Annotated in this window: 13 protein-coding genes; 5 read left to right on the top strand and 8 right to left on the bottom strand. The window is 61.5% G+C overall.

The genetic code is table 11. The features are described from left to right. Window positions 1-134: 134 nt before the first annotated feature. Window positions 135-977, top strand: coding sequence for an ABC transporter ATP-binding protein (locus AC3D25_RS26220; RefSeq protein ID WP_488891403.1), 843 nt, complete (start codon window positions 135-137; stop codon window positions 975-977). After that, on the top strand, window positions 974-1,873 hold the full coding sequence (locus AC3D25_RS26215; RefSeq protein ID WP_488891402.1) for an ABC transporter permease: 900 nt from the start codon (window positions 974-976) through the stop codon (window positions 1,871-1,873). The genes AC3D25_RS26220 and AC3D25_RS26215 overlap by 4 nt, the downstream gene beginning before the upstream one ends. Before the next feature lie 72 nt (window positions 1,874-1,945). Here AC3D25_RS26215 and AC3D25_RS26210 read toward each other — a convergent pair whose 3' ends face one another. The 8 genes from AC3D25_RS26210 to AC3D25_RS26175 form a co-directional block, all read right to left on the bottom strand. Then, complete coding sequence (locus tag AC3D25_RS26210) at window positions 1,946-3,688, bottom strand: ABC transporter substrate-binding protein (RefSeq protein WP_488891401.1); 1,743 nt, start codon at window positions 3,686-3,688, stop codon at window positions 1,946-1,948. A 105-nt stretch (window positions 3,689-3,793) separates the two neighbouring features. Then, window positions 3,794-4,075 (bottom strand): DUF2160 domain-containing protein, encoded by a 282-nt coding sequence (locus AC3D25_RS26205; protein ID WP_488891400.1) that lies wholly within the window; start codon window positions 4,073-4,075, stop codon window positions 3,794-3,796. Further along, window positions 4,075-4,887: a carbohydrate ABC transporter permease gene (locus AC3D25_RS26200; protein WP_488891399.1), complete on the bottom strand. Its 813-nt coding sequence runs from the start codon at window positions 4,885-4,887 to the stop codon at window positions 4,075-4,077. Before AC3D25_RS26200 ends, AC3D25_RS26205 begins: the two co-directional genes overlap by 1 nt. Continuing rightward, window positions 4,880-5,773 carry a carbohydrate ABC transporter permease gene (locus tag AC3D25_RS26195; RefSeq protein ID WP_488891398.1) on the bottom strand — a complete coding sequence of 298 codons (894 nt, stop codon included), beginning with the start codon at window positions 5,771-5,773 and terminating at the stop codon, window positions 4,880-4,882. The genes AC3D25_RS26200 and AC3D25_RS26195 overlap by 8 nt, the downstream gene beginning before the upstream one ends. Next, window positions 5,770-6,858: an ABC transporter ATP-binding protein gene (locus tag AC3D25_RS26190; RefSeq protein ID WP_488891397.1), complete on the bottom strand. Its 1,089-nt coding sequence runs from the start codon at window positions 6,856-6,858 to the stop codon at window positions 5,770-5,772. Before AC3D25_RS26190 ends, AC3D25_RS26195 begins: the two co-directional genes overlap by 4 nt. Further along, entirely contained in the window at window positions 6,845-7,939 is a 1,095-nt protein-coding gene (locus tag AC3D25_RS26185; RefSeq protein WP_488891396.1) for an ABC transporter ATP-binding protein, read from the bottom strand. The genes AC3D25_RS26190 and AC3D25_RS26185 overlap by 14 nt, the downstream gene beginning before the upstream one ends. A 544-nt stretch (window positions 7,940-8,483) precedes the next feature. After that, window positions 8,484-9,788: an oxalate/formate MFS antiporter gene (oxlT, locus tag AC3D25_RS26180; protein ID WP_488891395.1), complete on the bottom strand. Its 1,305-nt coding sequence runs from the start codon at window positions 9,786-9,788 to the stop codon at window positions 8,484-8,486. A gap of 1,574 nt (window positions 9,789-11,362) precedes the next feature. After that, complete coding sequence (locus AC3D25_RS26175; RefSeq protein ID WP_488891394.1) at window positions 11,363-11,983, bottom strand: VOC family protein; 621 nt, start codon at window positions 11,981-11,983, stop codon at window positions 11,363-11,365. Here AC3D25_RS26175 and AC3D25_RS26170 point away from each other — a divergent pair. From AC3D25_RS26170 to AC3D25_RS26160, 3 genes are all read left to right on the top strand, one after another. Then, a complete protein-coding gene (locus AC3D25_RS26170) occupies window positions 11,982-12,743 on the top strand; it encodes an SDR family NAD(P)-dependent oxidoreductase (protein WP_488891393.1) in 762 nt (253 codons plus the stop codon). The genes AC3D25_RS26175 and AC3D25_RS26170 overlap by 2 nt on opposite strands. A gap of 127 nt (window positions 12,744-12,870) precedes the next feature. Continuing rightward, a complete protein-coding gene (ggt, locus tag AC3D25_RS26165; RefSeq protein WP_488892157.1) occupies window positions 12,871-14,601 on the top strand; it encodes a gamma-glutamyltransferase in 1,731 nt (576 codons plus the stop codon). Between the two features lie 293 nt (window positions 14,602-14,894). Next, window positions 14,895-16,307 (top strand): NCS2 family permease, encoded by a 1,413-nt coding sequence (locus AC3D25_RS26160; RefSeq protein WP_488891392.1) that lies wholly within the window; start codon window positions 14,895-14,897, stop codon window positions 16,305-16,307. The last annotated feature ends 49 nt before the right edge of the window (window positions 16,308-16,356 follow it).

The raw sequence follows: 16,356 nt of genomic DNA, 5'->3' as shown, positions 1-16,356 counted from the left end.
TTTTGCATACGAGCCGTCACCGGAGCAGCAAAAACGCTGCTTATGCGTCGGCGTGTTTTGAATATGCGCAATGATTGGTTCACGCTGCGGCGCGACGCCTTTATCTTGATGTTTTCAGCACGAGCATCGCGATCATGGTTGCCAACCCCACGATTCTTTATCCCTCGGCCGCGCGCGGCGAAGTTCCCGCGCACACGGCCAAGCCAAGCGAGAAACTGCTTTCCGTCGATCGCGTCAGCCTCGAATACCGCACGCGCGAACGCATCGTGCGCGCCACACACGACGTCAGCTTCGACGTCTTCGGCGGCGATCGATTCGTCCTGCTCGGGCCGTCGGGCTGCGGGAAATCGACGCTGCTCAAAGCAGTGGCGGGGTTTATCGAACCGGTGTCGGGCAGTATCGCGCTGGACGGTCAGCGTATTCGCGGGCCGGGCGCGGATCGCATCGTGGTGTTCCAGGAATTCGATCAGTTGCCGCCGTGGAAAACGGTGCTGCAAAACGTGATGTTTCCGCTGCGTACGGCCAAGAAACTGAGCCGCGCCGAAGCGCGCGAACGTGCGCTGCATTTTCTCGACAAGGTCGGCCTCGCGCCGTTCGCCGATGCTTATCCGCACACCTTGTCGGGCGGCATGAAGCAGCGCGTGGCGATTGCGCGGGCGCTCTCGATGCAGCCGCGCGTGCTCCTGATGGACGAGCCGTTCGCCGCGCTCGACGCGCTCACGCGCCGCAAGATGCAGGAAGAAATGCTGCGTCTCTGGGACGAAGCCAGCTTCACGCTGCTGTTCGTCACGCATTCGATCGAGGAAGCGTTGATCGTCGGCAATCGTATTTTGCTGCTGACGCCGCATCCCGGCCGCGTGCGCGCCGAGCTAAATAGCCATCAGTACACGCAGGACAGCGCGGGCCGCAACGATTTCCAGCAGAGCGTCGCGCGCATCCATCGACTCCTCTTCGAACAACCGGGAGCCGCTCAATGAGTCTTTCGACCAACCCCATCGACGCACCCATTCGCCTCGTACCGCCCGTTCGCGCCGAATACGAGCGCGCGCCCGAACCGCTCGGCGAACTCGCGGTGGAAGCGCCGTTGCCGCTGGCGCGCCGTCTCGCCGATCAAACGTGGCTGCGCAAGACACTGATCGCAATCGTCCTGATCGGACTATGGGAACTCGCCGCGCGCGCGGTCAATAACGACCTGCTGCTGCCGGGTTTCAGCGCGACGCTCGTCGCTTTCGTGCAGGGCGTCATGTCGGGCGAACTGCTCGCACGCACCGCGATATCGCTCTCGGTGCTGCTGCGCGGCTATCTGATCGGCGTTGCGCTCGCGTTCGTGCTGACCTCGCTTGCAGTATCGACGCGTATCGGGCGCGACCTGCTCTCCATGCTCACGGCCATGTTCAATCCGCTTCCGTCGATCGCGCTCCTGCCGCTCGCGCTGCTGTGGTTCGGCCTCGGTACGGGTAGCTTATTGTTCGTGCTGGTGCATTCGGTTTTGTGGCCGCTCGCGCTCAACACGTACTCGGGATTTCAGGCCGTCCCATCGACGTTGCGCATGACTGGCCGCAACTACGGACTGACCGGACTGCGTCACGTGCTGCTGATTCTCGTGCCCGCTGCGCTTCCTTCGATACTTGCCGGACTCCGCGTGGGCTGGGCATTCGCGTGGCGCACGCTGATCGCGGCGGAACTCGTGTTCGGCGCGAGTTCGGGGAACGGCGGTCTCGGCTGGTACATCTTCCAGAACCGCAATGAGCTTTATACGGATCGCGTATTCGCGGGATTGGCGGCGGTGATCGTGATCGGGTTGATCGTGGAGCACGTCGTGTTCGATACGTTCGAACGGATCACGGTGCGGCGCTGGGGCGTGCAGCTTTAATGCATAAAAAAGGGCGGCACGCCGTGCCGCCCTATAAACACACATCGCACCTTCGCTACCTTCAACCCGACTTCAGCGCACCTTGCCGTTCTTCCACGCCGACAACAACTCGTCGTACTTCACCGTCTCGCCCTTCGGCTTCTCGTTCGCGAGCTTCTTCCACGGCGCGTGCTGATCCGACAGCCATTTCGACGGATCGCTTTCCGCGTTGAGCTGCGGCGCGCAGACCTTCATGCCGGCACGCTGCAAGCGTCCGAGCACCTGATCCATTTCCTTCGCGAGATTGTCCATTGCGGCTTGCGGCGTCTTCTCGCCTGCCACCGCCGTCGCGACGTTCTTCCACCACAACTGCGCCATCTTCGGATAATCCGGCACGTTGTTGCCGGTCGGCGTCCACGCGACGCGCGCCGGGCTGCGATAAAACTCGATCAACCCACCGTACTTGTCCGCGTTCTTCGTGAAGTAGTCGCTATGAATGTCCGAGTCGCGAATGAACGTGAGTCCGGTAATCGACTTCTTCAGCGACACCGATTTCGACGTCACGAATTGCGCGTAAAGCCACGCCGCCGCGCGCTGATTCGGTGGCGTGGACTTGAAGAACGTCCACGATCCCACGTCCTGATAGCCGTTTTGCATGCCGTCCTTCCAGTACGGGCCGTGCGGCGACGGCGCCATGCGCCACTTCGGCGTGCCGTCCGCGTTGGTCACGTTGCCGGGCTTGAGCATCGATGCCGTGAACGCGCTGTACCAGAAGACCTGCTGCGCGATATGCCCTTGCGCGGGCACCGGTCCCGCTTCGTTGAACGTCATGCCCGACGCTTCCGGCGGCGCATATTTCTTCAGCCAGTCGATGTACTTCGTCGTCGCGAACACGGCCGGCGGACTGTTCGTGCCGCCGCCGCGCGAAACCGATGCACCCACCGCATGACAGCCGTCCGGCGTCACGCGAATGCCCCATTCATCGACGGGCAATCCATTCGGAATACCCTTGTCGGCTTCACCTGCCATCGAGAGCCACGCGTCGGTAAAGCGCCAGCCAAGCGACGGGTCTTTCTTGCCGTAGTCCATGTGGCCGTATACTTTTTCGCCGTCGATCGTCTTCACATCGTTGGTGAAAAACTCCGCGATATCTTCATAAGCGCTCCAGTTCACCGGCACGCCGAGTTCGTATCCGTACTTGGCCTTGAACTTGTCCTGCAGATCCTTGCGCGCGAACCAGTCCGCGCGGAACCAGTAGAGGTTCGCGAACTGCTGGTCGGGCAACTGGTAGAGCTTCTTGTCGGGCGCGGTAGTGAAGCTGGAGCCGATGAAGTCCTTGATGTCGAGATTGGGGTTCGTGTATTCCTTGCCCTCGCCGGTCATGTAGTCGGAGAGCGGCACGATCACGCCATAGCGATAATGCGTGCCGATCAGGTCCGAGTCCGAAATCCAGCCGTCGTAAATGCTTTGCCCGGATTGCATCGACGTCTGCAGCTTTTCGACGACATCGCCCTCCTGGATGATGTCGTGCTTAACCTGAATGCCGGTGATTTCCGCGAACGCCTTCGCCAGCGTTTTCGATTCGTACATGTGCGTGTCGAGCGTCTCCGACACCACGTGAACTTCCTTCACGCCTTGCGATTTCAGTTTCGCGGCGGTGTCGATGAACCACTTCATCTCGTCCATCTGCTGCTGCTTCGACAGCGTGCTCGGCTGGAATTCGCTATCGACCCATTTCTGTGCTTCGGGCGTGCCGGCCAGCGCGGGCTGGACCGCAAACCCGCACGCGACGATGGCCCCGACCGCGAGCGCGACGATCCGTTTCCTGTGTTGCATGGTTTTCTCCTCTGTCTCCATACCCCTTGGATCATCATCCGGCTCCCGCCCGGGGCAACAAACGGAGCCGGTGTTATCGGGCCTCATGCAGGATTCTTTGGCGGCTCAACCCTTCCACATAATCAGCAGCAACACGACCACCGATGCCGCGAAGCCCGGCCACGAACTCGTGTTCTCGGCGGTCGCGCCCACCCACGCGAGATTGATATAGGCCGCCGTCAGCAAGCCGATGAAAAGCCGGTCGCCGCGCGTCGTCGCGATCGGGAGCAAGCCCTTGCGCTCGACCGTCGGCGAGCGGATTTCCCATGCGGTCATGCCCGCGAGCATCAGCGCGATACAGCCGAAAAAGATCGCCACTTCGGGCGTCCAGTACATCCACGTCATCATCAGACTCTCCCCATCGCAAAGCCCTTCGCGATGTAATTGCGCACGAAGTAGATGACGAGTGCGCCCGGAATGATGGTCAGCACGCCGGCCGCCGACAGCACGCCCCAGTCCATGCCCGCCGCGGACACCGTGCGCGTCATCACGGCCGCGATCGGTTTGGCGTTGACGGTCGTCAGCGTGCGTGCAAGCAGCAGTTCGACCCAGCTGAACATGAAGCAGAAGAACGCGGTCACGCCGACACCCGACTTGATGAGCGGCAGGAAAATCTTCACGAAGAACGCAGGGAACGAATAGCCGTCGATGTAGGCTGTTTCGTCGATCTCGCGCGAGACGCCCGACATGAAGCCTTCGAGAATCCACACCGCGAGCGGCACGTTGAACAGCATGTGAGCGAGCGCGACGGCGATATACGTGTCCATCAATCCGACGCTCGAATAAAGCTGGAAGAACGGCAGCAGGAAAACGGCGGGCGGCGTCATGCGGTTCGTGAGCAGCCAGAAGAACATGTGCTTGTCGCCGAGGAACCGGTAGCGCGAGAACGCATACGCGGCGGGCAGCGCGACGAGCACCGACATCACCGTGTTCATCAGCACGTAGATGATCGAGTTGATATAGCCCCAGTACCACGAAGGATCGGTTGCGATCACCTTGTAGTTCTCGAAAGTGATGTGCTGCGGAAACGTGGAGAACGACGCGAGCGTTTCCTCGTTCGTGCGCAGCGAAATGGACAGCATCCAGTAAAGCGGAATGAGCGCGAAAAGAATATAGACGACGAGCGTCAGCGTGCGGATCCAGCGGCGGTCGTCACGCATGATCGTCTCCCGTCGTCGCGGGTCCGCCCTTGCCCACGCGCTCCATCCAGTTGTAGAGGATGAAGCACAGCAGCAAGATGATGAGGAAGTAAATCAGCGAAAACGCCGCTGCGGGACCGAGGTCGAACTGGCCGACCGCTTTTTGCGTGAGGTATTGCGAGAGGAAGGTAGTCGAGTCGCCCGGTCCGCCGCCTGTCAGCACGAACGGTTCCGTGTAGATCATGAAGCTGTCCATGAAGCGCAGCAGCACGGCGATCATCAGCACGCCACGCATCTTCGGCAACTCGATATAGCGGAACACGGCGAAGCGGCTCGCCCCATCGATCTCGGCGGCCTGATAGAAAGCGTCCGGAATCGCGCGCAAACCGGCATAACAAAGCAGCGCGACGAGCGGCGTCCAGTGCCAGATATCCATCACCAGCACCGTGACCCACGCATCCGATGGACTCGCCGTGTAATTGTAGTTGATGCCGAAATGATTGAGCCAGTAGCCGAGCAAACCGATATCCGGCCGCGCGAAAATCTGCCAGATCGTCCCGACGACATTCCATGGAATCAGGAGCGGCATCGCGAGCACGACGAGCGCCGCGGACGCGCGCCATCCCGACGCGGGCATCGCGAGCGCGAGTCCGACGCCGAGCGGAATCTCGAACAGCAGCACGCAGAACGAGAAGATCATCTGACGGCCGAGCGCGCCTCGCAGGTCGTCGTCGTTCATGATGTTGCGAAACCATTCCGTTCCGACGAACACATGCTGCGTCGGGCTGATGATGTCCTGCACCGAATAGTTCACCACGGTCATCAGCGGCAGGATCGCGGAGAACGCGACACAGATGAACACGGGCACGACCAGCAGCCACGCTTTCTGATTGACGGGCTTGTTCATCGTCCGATCCTTTCGTCGTTGCTGAAGAACACGGTTTCGGGCGCGGCAAGACGCAGCCAGAGCGGCCCTTCTTCCACCTGCAGATCCGGCTCGACCTTCGCGCGTAGCACGCGCCCCTCGCAGTCCGCCGTGACGAGTTGATAGTTGCCGAGTTGCTGCGCGCGCACGAGCGTGGCCTTTACCGCGCCCGCCTCTGCGCCTTCTGCAAGCCGCACGAATTCCGGGCGGATACCGAGCGTGAGGGAACCGTTGGCAACTCTGAGCGTGGCGAGCGTCGCGGCATCGACGCTCAGACGCTGCGAACCGATCACGACGCCCTCTGCATCGAGCGCGACCGGACACAGGTTCATGCCCGGACTGCCGATGAAATAGCCGACGAACGCATGATCCGGACTCAGGAACAACGCCTCCGGGCCGCCCTTTTGCACGACGCGCCCATTCGTCATCACCACGACTTCGTCGGCGAACGTGAGCGCCTCGACCTGATCGTGCGTGACATAGATCAGCGTGAGTTTCAGTTGCTGATGGATCTTCTTCAACTGCCGCCGCAAGACCCATTTCATGTGCGGATCGATCACGGTCAGCGGTTCGTCGAAGAGAATCGCCGCGACGTCCTTGCGCACGAGGCCGCGTCCGAGCGAAATCTTTTGCTTGGCATCGGCGGAAAGATTGTTCGCCTTGCGATTGAGTTCGCGCGTCATGTCGAGGATCTCGGCCACCTCATGCACGCGCGTGCGCACTTCGGCCGCCGCGATCTTGCGATTGCGCAGCGGGAACGCGAGATTGTCGAAGACGCTCATCGTGTCGTAGATCACGGGGAACTGGAACACCTGCGCGATGTTCCGTTCGCGCGCGCCCATCTTCGTCACGTCGCGTCCGTCGAACAGCACGCGCCCTTCCGAAGGCTGCACGAGCCCTGAGACGATATTGAGCAGCGTGGACTTGCCGCAACCCGACGGCCCGAGCAGCGCATAAGCACCGCCGTCTTCCCAGACCATGCTCATCGGCTGAAGCGCGTAATCGTCGAGCGACGCGGGGTTCGGGCGGTACGCGTGCGCCAGGTTCTGAAATTCAATACGCGCCATGACGGGCCTCCGGGCCGGCCACGCGTTGCGCGTCTCCGCCAAAAATGAACAGTTCGTCCGGCTCGATGAAGACGTCGAGTTCGCGGCCGAGTTCCATCTGATGCACGCCCTGCAATTGCGCCACGAGGTCCAGGCCGCCACGCTCGGTTCGCAGATGCAGGAACGTTTCCGAACCGCTCAACTCCGCGAGTTCAAGCCGGCAGCGCACGGCAACCGCGCGCGGCGTGCGCGGGGCGAGCCGCAGATGACCCGGCCGGATGCCGATCCGGCACGCGCCGATATTCACGGCATCGCGCGGCAACGGCACGTCGATGCCGAGCGCAAGACGCGCAACGCCTTCGCCGGACGAATCGCTTGCCAGCATGTTCATCGGCGGATCGTTGAAGACGGCGGCGACATCCACGTTCGCGGGCGCCTGGTACACGTCGAGCGTGCGGCCGGTCTGCAACACGCGCCCTTTATCGACGATGGCCGTATAGCCGCCGAGCAAAAGCGCTTCGAGCGGCTCGGTCGTCGCGTAGACCACCGTGGTCGCGCCGTCGGCGAACAACGTGGCGAGTTCCGCCCGCAATTCCTCGCGCAGCTTGTAGTCGAGATTCACGAGCGGTTCGTCGAGCAGTACCAGCGACGAACGCTTCACCAGCGCCCGCGCAAGCGCGCAGCGTTGCTGCTGCCCGCCCGACAATTCGCCCGGACGCCGCGCCAGAAGATGCTCGATATGCAGCTTTTCGGCGACCTCGTGTACGCGCCGCTTGATCTCCGGCGCGGCGGTCTTCTGCAGTTTGAGCGGCGACGCGATGTTGTCGTACACCGACATCGCCGGATAGTTGATGAACTGCTGATACACCATCGCGAGGTTGCGCTCACGCACGCCCACGCCGGTCACGTCGCGGCCATCCACGAGCACGCGGCCGCTCGCCGGCCGATCGAGACCGGCCATGACGCGCATCAGCGTCGTCTTGCCGGCCTGCGTCGGTCCGAGCAACACGTTGATCGCCCCCGGGGTCAACTTCAGATCGACACCGTACAGATGCGTCTGACCGCCCGAAACGACGGTGACCCGCTCCAGTTCCAAGACCAAATTGCGCTCCTCGTTTCGATACCGTTCTTCTGCCTTCGCTGCGCGCCGAGGATGTCGGCAAGCGCCTATCGACGCGTTCTAACCGTGCAAACGCGCGTTGAGCGAGATCGCGCGGGACGGGTCTGAAAAGGGATGAGCGGCACTATTCCCGCACGCGCGCGGATGCGCTTTCTGGTCTTGTCCATCCATGTCTCCATTGTTTTTATTTTGACACCGGTGCGGCGATCGCCCGGTCTCGATTTTCAAAAAGGAAACCAAAACAACAAGACGGATGTTCCTTTTTGTTCGTTTTCGATGAAATCGGGGTTAACCATACGGATTAGCATCTCGAACAGATAAATCCGCTTACGTCGATAGCGTCAATGTAATCCGGCGTGACGAAGTTGAACCTGTTTTTGTCAGGTTGGATCGCGCGATGCTGGAAAACGCCTAGTGTCGAAACACGACGCCACAAATGGAAAAGCGCTGCCTTTAGCAGCGCTCGCATAGAAAAGCGGACGGCGTCCCACGCCGTCCGCTCGATGTCACGCGCGAACGCGCTTCCCTAGTCTTTGACGACCGGACCGTAAGGCATCTCGACGACCGAGCGCGCGTGCTTCTGAACGTGTGCGTGGCGCATCGGCTTGAGGACGAACAACGCGAGCAGCGCGGAGAGCGCCGCCATCCCCGATGCCAGCATGAACACCGCGTGCCAGCTTCCAGTGGCGGCGGTGATCACGCTGCTGAACGGCACGAGCAACGCCGCCGTGCCTTTCGCCGTGTAGAGCAAACCCGCGTTCGTCGCGGCGAATTTCGGACCGAACGTGTCGCCGCAGGTCGCCGGGAACAGGCTGTAAATTTCGCCCCACGCGAAGAAAACGATGCCCGTCAGCACCACGAACGCCACCGGGCTCTGACCGTATTTCGAGAGCAGCAGAATGCCGACGGCTTCCACGCCGAACGCGATGAACATCGTGTTTTCACGGCCGATCCGGTCGGAGATCCAGCCGAAGAACGGCCGCGTCAGACCGTTCAGCACGCGGTCGATGGTGAGCGCGAAAGTGAGCGCGGGCAAGGTCAGACCGAGCAGCGAAACCGGCGAATCGTGCAGGCCGAAGTCCTTCGCGATCGGGCCCAACTGCGCTGTCGCCATCAGGCCGCCGGCGGCCATCATCACGAACATCAGGTACATCACCCAGAAGATCGGCGAACTCAGCACCTGCTTCGGGCTCGCGTTGTAGACGGCTTGCTTGAGCGCGTTCTTGACCGGCGCAAGCAGACTTGCGGGCGGTGCGAAGAGCGCCATGCCGAGCAGGAACACGACGAGTCCCTGACCGAGGCCGAACCACAGGAACGTGGCTTCGTAACCGCTGTTCTTGATCATGTGCGCAATCGGCACGACGGTCGCCGCCGATCCCGCGCCGAAGCCCGCCGCCGTGATGCCGGCGGCGAGACCGCGCCGCGTCGGGAACCACTTCAGCGCGTTGCCGACGCACGTGCCGTACACCGCGCCCGCGCCGACGCCGCCGACGGCCGCCGCGAAGTAAAGCATAGGCAGCGACGACGCGACCGAGTTCAGCACCCACGCGATCGCACATAGCAGACCGCCGCAGACCACGACCGGACGGGGGCCGTATTTATCGACGAGATAGCCTTCGATCGGCACGAGCCACGTTTCCGTCACCACGAAGATGGTGAAGGCGACTTGAATGGCCGCGCGGCCCCACTGATGCTTTTCGTCGATCGGATTCACGAACAGCGTCCAGCCGTACTGCATGTTCGCGATCATCGCCATACAGATGACGCCAAAAACCAGTTGCACCCACGGCTTCGCTAGCGGCGACGCCACTTCCTGGCGATTCGTTTCCATGACTGTCTCCTAGGCATTCGCTGCCTTGTGTTCGGGGAGCCGAATTGGCGCCTCCGGTCGCTCCATGCACGTTTGAGGAGCGATCAGATATACACAATATGTGATATATCAAGTAAGTCAAGCGAAAGAATCGGCGGGGTTTTCACTAGCGAAATGTTGCCGAGTAATGCTTTTGAAAGTGAATATTTACATCATCGGGAGGACATAAAAAAAGCCCGACAGCGTTTCCTGTCGGGCCGAGACACGATGCGAGACATGGCAATCCGCGACGTGCACTCTCTTTATAGATGAAAGTTAAACGTAATGTAAATGTTTTTATTTGTAGGGATTGGCGCTCCCGCTTGGGGGTTGGCACGGGGGGTTTGCGGCGGTGCAGCGCGCGGGTGTTATGTCGCAGTTTTTCGGAGCATGAGTTTCCCTTTCCCGTTGACCGTTGGTTAGTAACGCTAATGTTCCGCGGATTGGGCTGCTTTCGTACACGGGGTTTTGTTTGCCTGCGCTTTCTTGTGAACTTGTTTTCGTGTAGGTCTATTAGCACGCCGCTACGCGCGGCAGCGGTCACTTTCTTTGGCTAGCGGCAAAGAAAGTAACCAAAGAAAGCACGGGGTTCGGCGCCGTGGGGCGGCTTGGGATGGGTGGGTTACACCGTCTGATGCTCGGGCGTTTCTTGGGAACTTGCTTTCGTGTAGGTTTAGCAGCACGCCGCTATGCGCGGCAGCAGTCACTTTCTTTGGCTAGCTGCAAAGAAAGTAACCAAAGAAAGCACGGGATTCGGCGCCGTCGGGCGGCTGGGGATGGGTGGGTTACACCGTCTGATGCTCGGGCGTTTCTTGGGAACTTGCTTTCGTGTAGGTTTATTAGCACGCCGCTATGCGCGGCAGCAGTCACTTTCTTTGCTGCTGCAAAGAAAGTAACCAAAGAAAGCAGCTTATCCGTCTAAGTGTCCACCACGAACCGTATCCGGGAGTGGTGCGCAAGCTGATTCGGCTATCGCACCATACAACAGAGTGGAACCGCTCATCCATCCCGGCACGCACGAAGTGCCTGCCGGTAAGGCATAACCGCAAAACGAAACCGACCGCTGGTTGTGAGCTGGGCCCGTCGTCCGAGCGCAGCGAGGATGGAACTGACAGGCGCTGTGCCAATCCGAATAACTGCGCGTTAGCCGAATCAGCCTGCGCGCCTATCCGCAAGGTTATTCGAGGTGGACACTTAGACGGACTAGCTGCTTTCTTTGGTTACTTTCTTTGCAGCAGCAAAGAAAGTGACTGCTGCCGCGCATAGCGGCGTGCTAATAGACCTACACGAAAGCAAGTTCACAAGCAGCGGCCGAACATCAAACGGTGTAACCCACGCACCCCGAAGCCGCCCCACGGCGCTGAATCCCGTGCTGCTTTCCTTGGTTACTTTCTTTGCAGCTAGCCGAAGAAAGTGACTGCTGCCGCGCGTAGCGGCGTGCTAATAGACCTACATGAAAGCAAGTTTCCAGAAAGCGCACGCAAACAAAAGCAAAAGCAAAAGCAACGGGCGCTAGCAAATCCAAACCAAGGCGAAGCCCCCCGGAGGACCACTCCCTACTCCGGATCCGCACTAAAAAGCTTCAAAGCGCGCAAGCGCATCTCCTCCGGCCCAACATCCTCGATACGCGTCGCGATCCACCACAAATGCCCAAACGGATCCCGCAACTTCCCCCCACGATCCCCATAAAACTGATCCACAACAGGCCGCTCCAACGTCGCCCCCGCATCCAGCGCACGCTGCACAACCGCATCCACGTCGTCGACGTAAAGGTGCAGCATCACCGGCGACCCTCCAAACGCGACCGGACAGCGCACGTTCATGTCCGGAAACTCATCGGACAAATACACCACGCTGCCGCCAATCGACAACTCCGCATGCCCGACGCGCCCATCCGGCAAATCGAGCCGGAACAACTCGGCCGCGCCGAACACCTTCGCGTAGAAATCGATCGCGGCGACGCTGTCGCTCACCGTCAAATAAGGCAGTACGCCGACGCGGCCTGCCGGAATCGAATCAATTTTGTCGTTCATGTCGTCCTCCGTGATCCCCGCGAGGGCGCGCTCTGACAACCGGCGCGTTAGCTCGATTATGGGCGATTCGCACACCGAAAGCCGCTGTTCAACTCCGACATCTTTACAATAGCCGACGCACATCTCTTTCAAAGGAGCATTCATGCATGATCTGAAAGGCAAGGCCATTTTGATCACCGGCGCGAGCACCGGCATCGGCGCGGCGGCGGCCCGCGCGTTCGCCCAGTACGGCGCGAACGTGGCGATCCACTACAACCAGTCGCGCGACGCGGCCGAAGCCGTCGCGCAGGAAGTGCGGGCGCTCGGCGTGAACGCGGTGATCGTCGGCGCGGACGTGCGCGACACGCAGGCGATCGACCGCGCGGTCGCCGAGGCCACCGATGCGCTCGGCAAGATCGACGTGCTCATCAACAACGCCGGGAGCCTCGTCAAGCGCGAGCCGCTCGCGTCCGTGACCGACGAACTCTTCGACGAAGTCATGCACATCAACGCGCGCTCCGTCGTGGCGTTCACGCGCGCGGCGCTGCCCTCGCTCAAGTCGGGCGGCGGCGGCGCGATCATCAACGTGACATCGGTTGCCGCGCGCAACGGCGGCGGGCCGGGCGCGCTGTTGTACGCGGCGTCGAAAGGTTTCGTGAGCACGATCACGCGGGGCATGGCGAAGGAACTGATGCCCGACCGGATTCGCGTGAACGCGGTCGCGCCCGGCGTGATCCAGACGCCGTTCCAAGAGCGCTTCACGACACCCGAACAACTCGACGCGTTCCGCAAAAGCATACCGATGGGTTTTATCGGCGAGCCGGACGATTGCAGCGGCGCGTTCCTGTACCTCGCGTCCGAGACGATGTCGCGCTATGTGACCGGCCAGATCATCGACGTCAACGGCGGCCAGTTGATGCCCTGACCCGCGCGCTCGCAGCGGACAAAAACCGGCTCATGGTATAAGCCGGTTTCAGGCTGATTTCACGTTGATTTCAGACTGCAGAACAAAAGCACATGCCCTTGAGGTCACAAGGAGAAAAGAGATGTCCATGAAGTTCGAATACCGCGTCAAGTCGATCGCGCTCGGCGCGTTGTCAGCCGTGGCGTTGAGCGTGTCCATCGGGTTTGTCGAAAGCGCGCCCGCGTATGCGAAAACGGCGGCGAGCGAGCCGGCGGTTCTGACGTCGTCGGCAGTGGCCGTTGCCGACAAATTCGCCGCCGATGCCGCCGAGCAGATTTTCAGCCAGGGCGGCAATGCGGTCGATGCAGCCGTTGCCATCGCGTTTTCGCTCGCCGTAACGTATCCGGAAGCGGGCAATATCGGCGGCGGCGGTTTCATGACGCTCTACGTCGATCATCGCCCGTACTTCCTCGACTATCGCGAGCGCGCGCCACTCGCGGCAACGCGCAACATGTACCTCGACGACAAGGGCGAAGTCATCAAGGGCATGAGCCTTTACGGACACCGCGCGGTCGGCGTGCCGGGCACGGTCGCGGGCATGTGGGAGGCGCAGAAGCGCTTCGGCAAGCTGAAGTGGAAACAGGTGCTCGCGCCCGCCATCAAGTACGCGCAGGACGGCTTCGAAGTGGACGATCAGTTGCAGGAACGGCGCGACCGCGCGTCGAAGGAATTCGGCGGCAAAACCAATTTCGACCTGTATTTCGGCGGTCTGAACAAGGGCACGACGTTCAAGCAGCCCGATCTCGCGGCCACGCTGCAGCGGATCGCGGACAAAGGCTCGAAGGGTTTCTATCAGGGCAAGACGGCGGAATTGATCGCGGATTCGATGCAGGGCCACGGCCTCATCACCGAGCGTGATCTGAAGGAATACAAGGCGGTCTGGCGTCAGCCGATTCTCGCGAGCTGGAACGGCTATCGCATCATCACCGCGCCGCCGCCGAGTTCGGGCGGCATCGGGCTCGTGCAGTTGCTCAAGATGAAGGCCGACCTCAAGGACAAGTTCACGGACGTGCCGCTCAACTCCGCGCAATACATCCATCTGGTCGCGGAAATCGAGAAGCGCGTGTTCGCGGACCGCGCGCAATATCTCGGCGACCCCGACTTTTACAAGGTGCCGATCGCGCAGCTCACGAACGACGACTACATCCTGAAACGCGCGGGCGAAGTGAATCCCGACACACCGTCGGACACGAAGAGCGTGGTCCCCGGCCTCGGTACGTCGATGCCTGAAAAGGCCGAGACGACGCACTTTTCGGTCGTCGATAAATGGGGCAACGCGGTCTCGAACACGTACACGATCAACGGCTATTTCGGCTCGGGTGTCGTGGCGGAAGGCACGGGCGTCCTGCTGAACGACGAGATGGACGACTTCTCGGCGAAGCCCGGCGTCGCGAACATGTTCGGCGTCGTGGGCAGCGACGCGAACGCGATCGAGCCGCGCAAGCGTCCGCTCTCCTCCATGTCGCCGACCATCCTCACGAAGGACGACAAGGTGGCGATGGTGATCGGTACGCCGGGTGGATCGCGTATTTTCACGTCGATATTCCAGGTCATCAACAACGTCTACGACTTCAAGATGCCGCTGCCCGACGCGGTCGCCGCGATGCGCTTTCACCACCAGTTGCTGCCGCCGAACACGATCTTCTGGGAGCCGTACAAGCCTATCGACGGCGATCTCGCGAAGGAACTCGAAGCGAAGGGCTACACGCTCACGAAACAAGGCTTCAACGGCGATATCCAGGCTATCCGGATCGATGGAACGACGCCTGAACCCGCCTCCGATCCGCGCGGCCGGGGCGTCACGCGCGTGATTCCTTGACGTAGACGCATACGCAGACGCATACGGGTTTAACCCGAGGCCGGATCTTACGATCCGGCCTTTTTTTTGTTATCGGCGGGATAAGCGCGCGCAACTATAAGGGCGACGGCATGACCGGCATGGCGATCCGGCGATTGGACAGCGCTTTATGTTCGCCTAGTCTTTGTCCTGACCGAGTCCAGCCACGCCGGATTCGAGGTCAAACCTAAAAATACAGACGAGACGACCCTGATGACAGCTGACCGCCTCAAACGCGGACCAGCCGTTTCAGCGCGCTGATAAAGGAGCAGCTCATGATGGAACCCCACGCCCAGCCGCTAGGCGGTATCGGTGTCGACGACACCGGGGAACACACTCACACTCATACTCCGGCCAAGGCAGGTGGCCCGCTCGACCGCTATTTCGGCATCTCCGCGAACGGCAGCACGCAACGGCGCGAAGTTGTCGCCGGTATCACGACGTTTCTCGCGATGGTCTATTCGGTGTTCGTCGTGCCCGGCATGCTCGGCAAGGCGGGCTTCGACACGAGCGCGGTGTTTGTCGCCGTGTGTCTCACGACCGCGTTCGGCTCGCTCTTGATGGGACTCTGGGCGCGCTTGCCCATTGCCATCGGCTGCGCCATCTCGCTCACGGCCTTCACGGCGTTCGGGCTGGTGCTCGGCAAGGGCTTGTCGCCGAACGTGGCGCTCGGCGCGGTCTTTCTGATGGGCGTGGTGTTCACCGCGATCTCGGTAACGGGCGTGCGTTCGTGGATTCTGCGCAACCTGCCGGCAGGCGTCGCGCACGGCACGGGGATCGGCATCGGCTTGTTCCTGCTGCTGATCGCGTCTAACGACGTGGGCTTGATCGTGAAGAATCCGGCGGCGGGCATGCCGGTTTCGCTCGGTCATATCACGGCGTTTCCGGTGCTGATGTCGGTATTCGGCCTCGCGGCGATCGTCGGGCTGGAACGCCGGCGCGTGCCGGGCGGCATTTTGCTTGTGGTGGTCGGTCTTTCCGCGCTCGGCCTCGCCTTCGATCCCTCCGTGCGCTTCCACGGCATCTTCGCGCTGCCGTCGCTCAGCACGCCGGGCCACGCTTCGCTGATCGGCGCGATGGACATCAAGGGCGCGCTCTCGATGGCCGTCTTGCCGAGCGTGCTCGCACTCGTGATGACCGCTGTCTTCGACGCGACCGGCACGATTCGCGCGGTGGCCGGTCAGGCAGGCCAGATCGACGAAAACGGCCGCATCATCAACGGCGGCCGCGCACTGACGGCGGATTCGGTGAGTTCGATCTTCTCCGCGTGTTTTGGCGGTGCGCCGGCGGCGGCGTATATCGAATCGACCGTGGGTGTGGCGGCGGGCGCTAAAACCGGCCTCGCGGCGACGGTGGTCGGCGCGATGTTCCTGGCCGTCATGTTCCTCTCGCCGCTCGCGAGCCTCGTGCCGTCCTACGCCACGGCGCCCGCGCTGATGTACGTCGGGCTGCTGATGCTCGGCAACGTGAGCAAGCTGCATCGCGAAGACAGTATCGACGCCATGTCGGGCCTCGTCTGCGCGGTGTTTATCGTGTTGAGCGCGAATATCGTGACCGGCATCATGCTCGGCTTCTGCACGCTGGTGATCGGCCGGGTGATCGCAGGCGAATACCGCAAGCTGAACGTGGGAACCGTGGTTATCGCGGCGGTGCTGGCGGTGTTTTACCTCGGCGGCTGGGCAATCTGACAGAAGGTTCCGTCCTCCCCATAAGCGAACGCCCCGCAAAACCGCAAGG

The sequence above is a fragment of the Caballeronia sp. SL1002 genome (assembly GCF_057814995.1).
This window is presented reverse-complemented; position numbering and strand designations above follow the sequence as displayed.

Excerpts from the sequence above, each read along its gene's own strand:
- AC3D25_RS26175 (WP_488891394.1), bottom strand. The coding sequence starts at position 11,983 with ATGAATGCTCCTTTGAAAGAGATGTGCGTCGGCTATTGTAAAGATGTC.
- AC3D25_RS26160 (WP_488891392.1), top strand. The coding sequence starts at position 14,895 with ATGATGGAACCCCACGCCCAGCCGCTAGGCGGTATCGGTGTCGACGAC.
- AC3D25_RS26210 (WP_488891401.1), bottom strand. The coding sequence starts at position 3,688 with ATGCAACACAGGAAACGGATCGTCGCGCTCGCGGTCGGGGCCATCGTC.
- AC3D25_RS26195 (WP_488891398.1), bottom strand. The coding sequence starts at position 5,773 with ATGAACAAGCCCGTCAATCAGAAAGCGTGGCTGCTGGTCGTGCCCGTG.
- AC3D25_RS26205 (WP_488891400.1), bottom strand. The coding sequence starts at position 4,075 with ATGATGACGTGGATGTACTGGACGCCCGAAGTGGCGATCTTTTTCGGC.
- AC3D25_RS26200 (WP_488891399.1), bottom strand. The coding sequence starts at position 4,887 with ATGCGTGACGACCGCCGCTGGATCCGCACGCTGACGCTCGTCGTCTAT.
- AC3D25_RS26220 (WP_488891403.1), top strand. The coding sequence starts at position 135 with ATGGTTGCCAACCCCACGATTCTTTATCCCTCGGCCGCGCGCGGCGAA.
- oxlT (WP_488891395.1), bottom strand. The coding sequence starts at position 9,788 with ATGGAAACGAATCGCCAGGAAGTGGCGTCGCCGCTAGCGAAGCCGTGG.
- AC3D25_RS26190 (WP_488891397.1), bottom strand. The coding sequence starts at position 6,858 with ATGGCGCGTATTGAATTTCAGAACCTGGCGCACGCGTACCGCCCGAAC.
- AC3D25_RS26215 (WP_488891402.1), top strand. The coding sequence starts at position 974 with ATGAGTCTTTCGACCAACCCCATCGACGCACCCATTCGCCTCGTACCG.
- AC3D25_RS26170 (WP_488891393.1), top strand. The coding sequence starts at position 11,982 with ATGCATGATCTGAAAGGCAAGGCCATTTTGATCACCGGCGCGAGCACC.
- ggt (WP_488892157.1), top strand. The coding sequence starts at position 12,871 with ATGAAGTTCGAATACCGCGTCAAGTCGATCGCGCTCGGCGCGTTGTCA.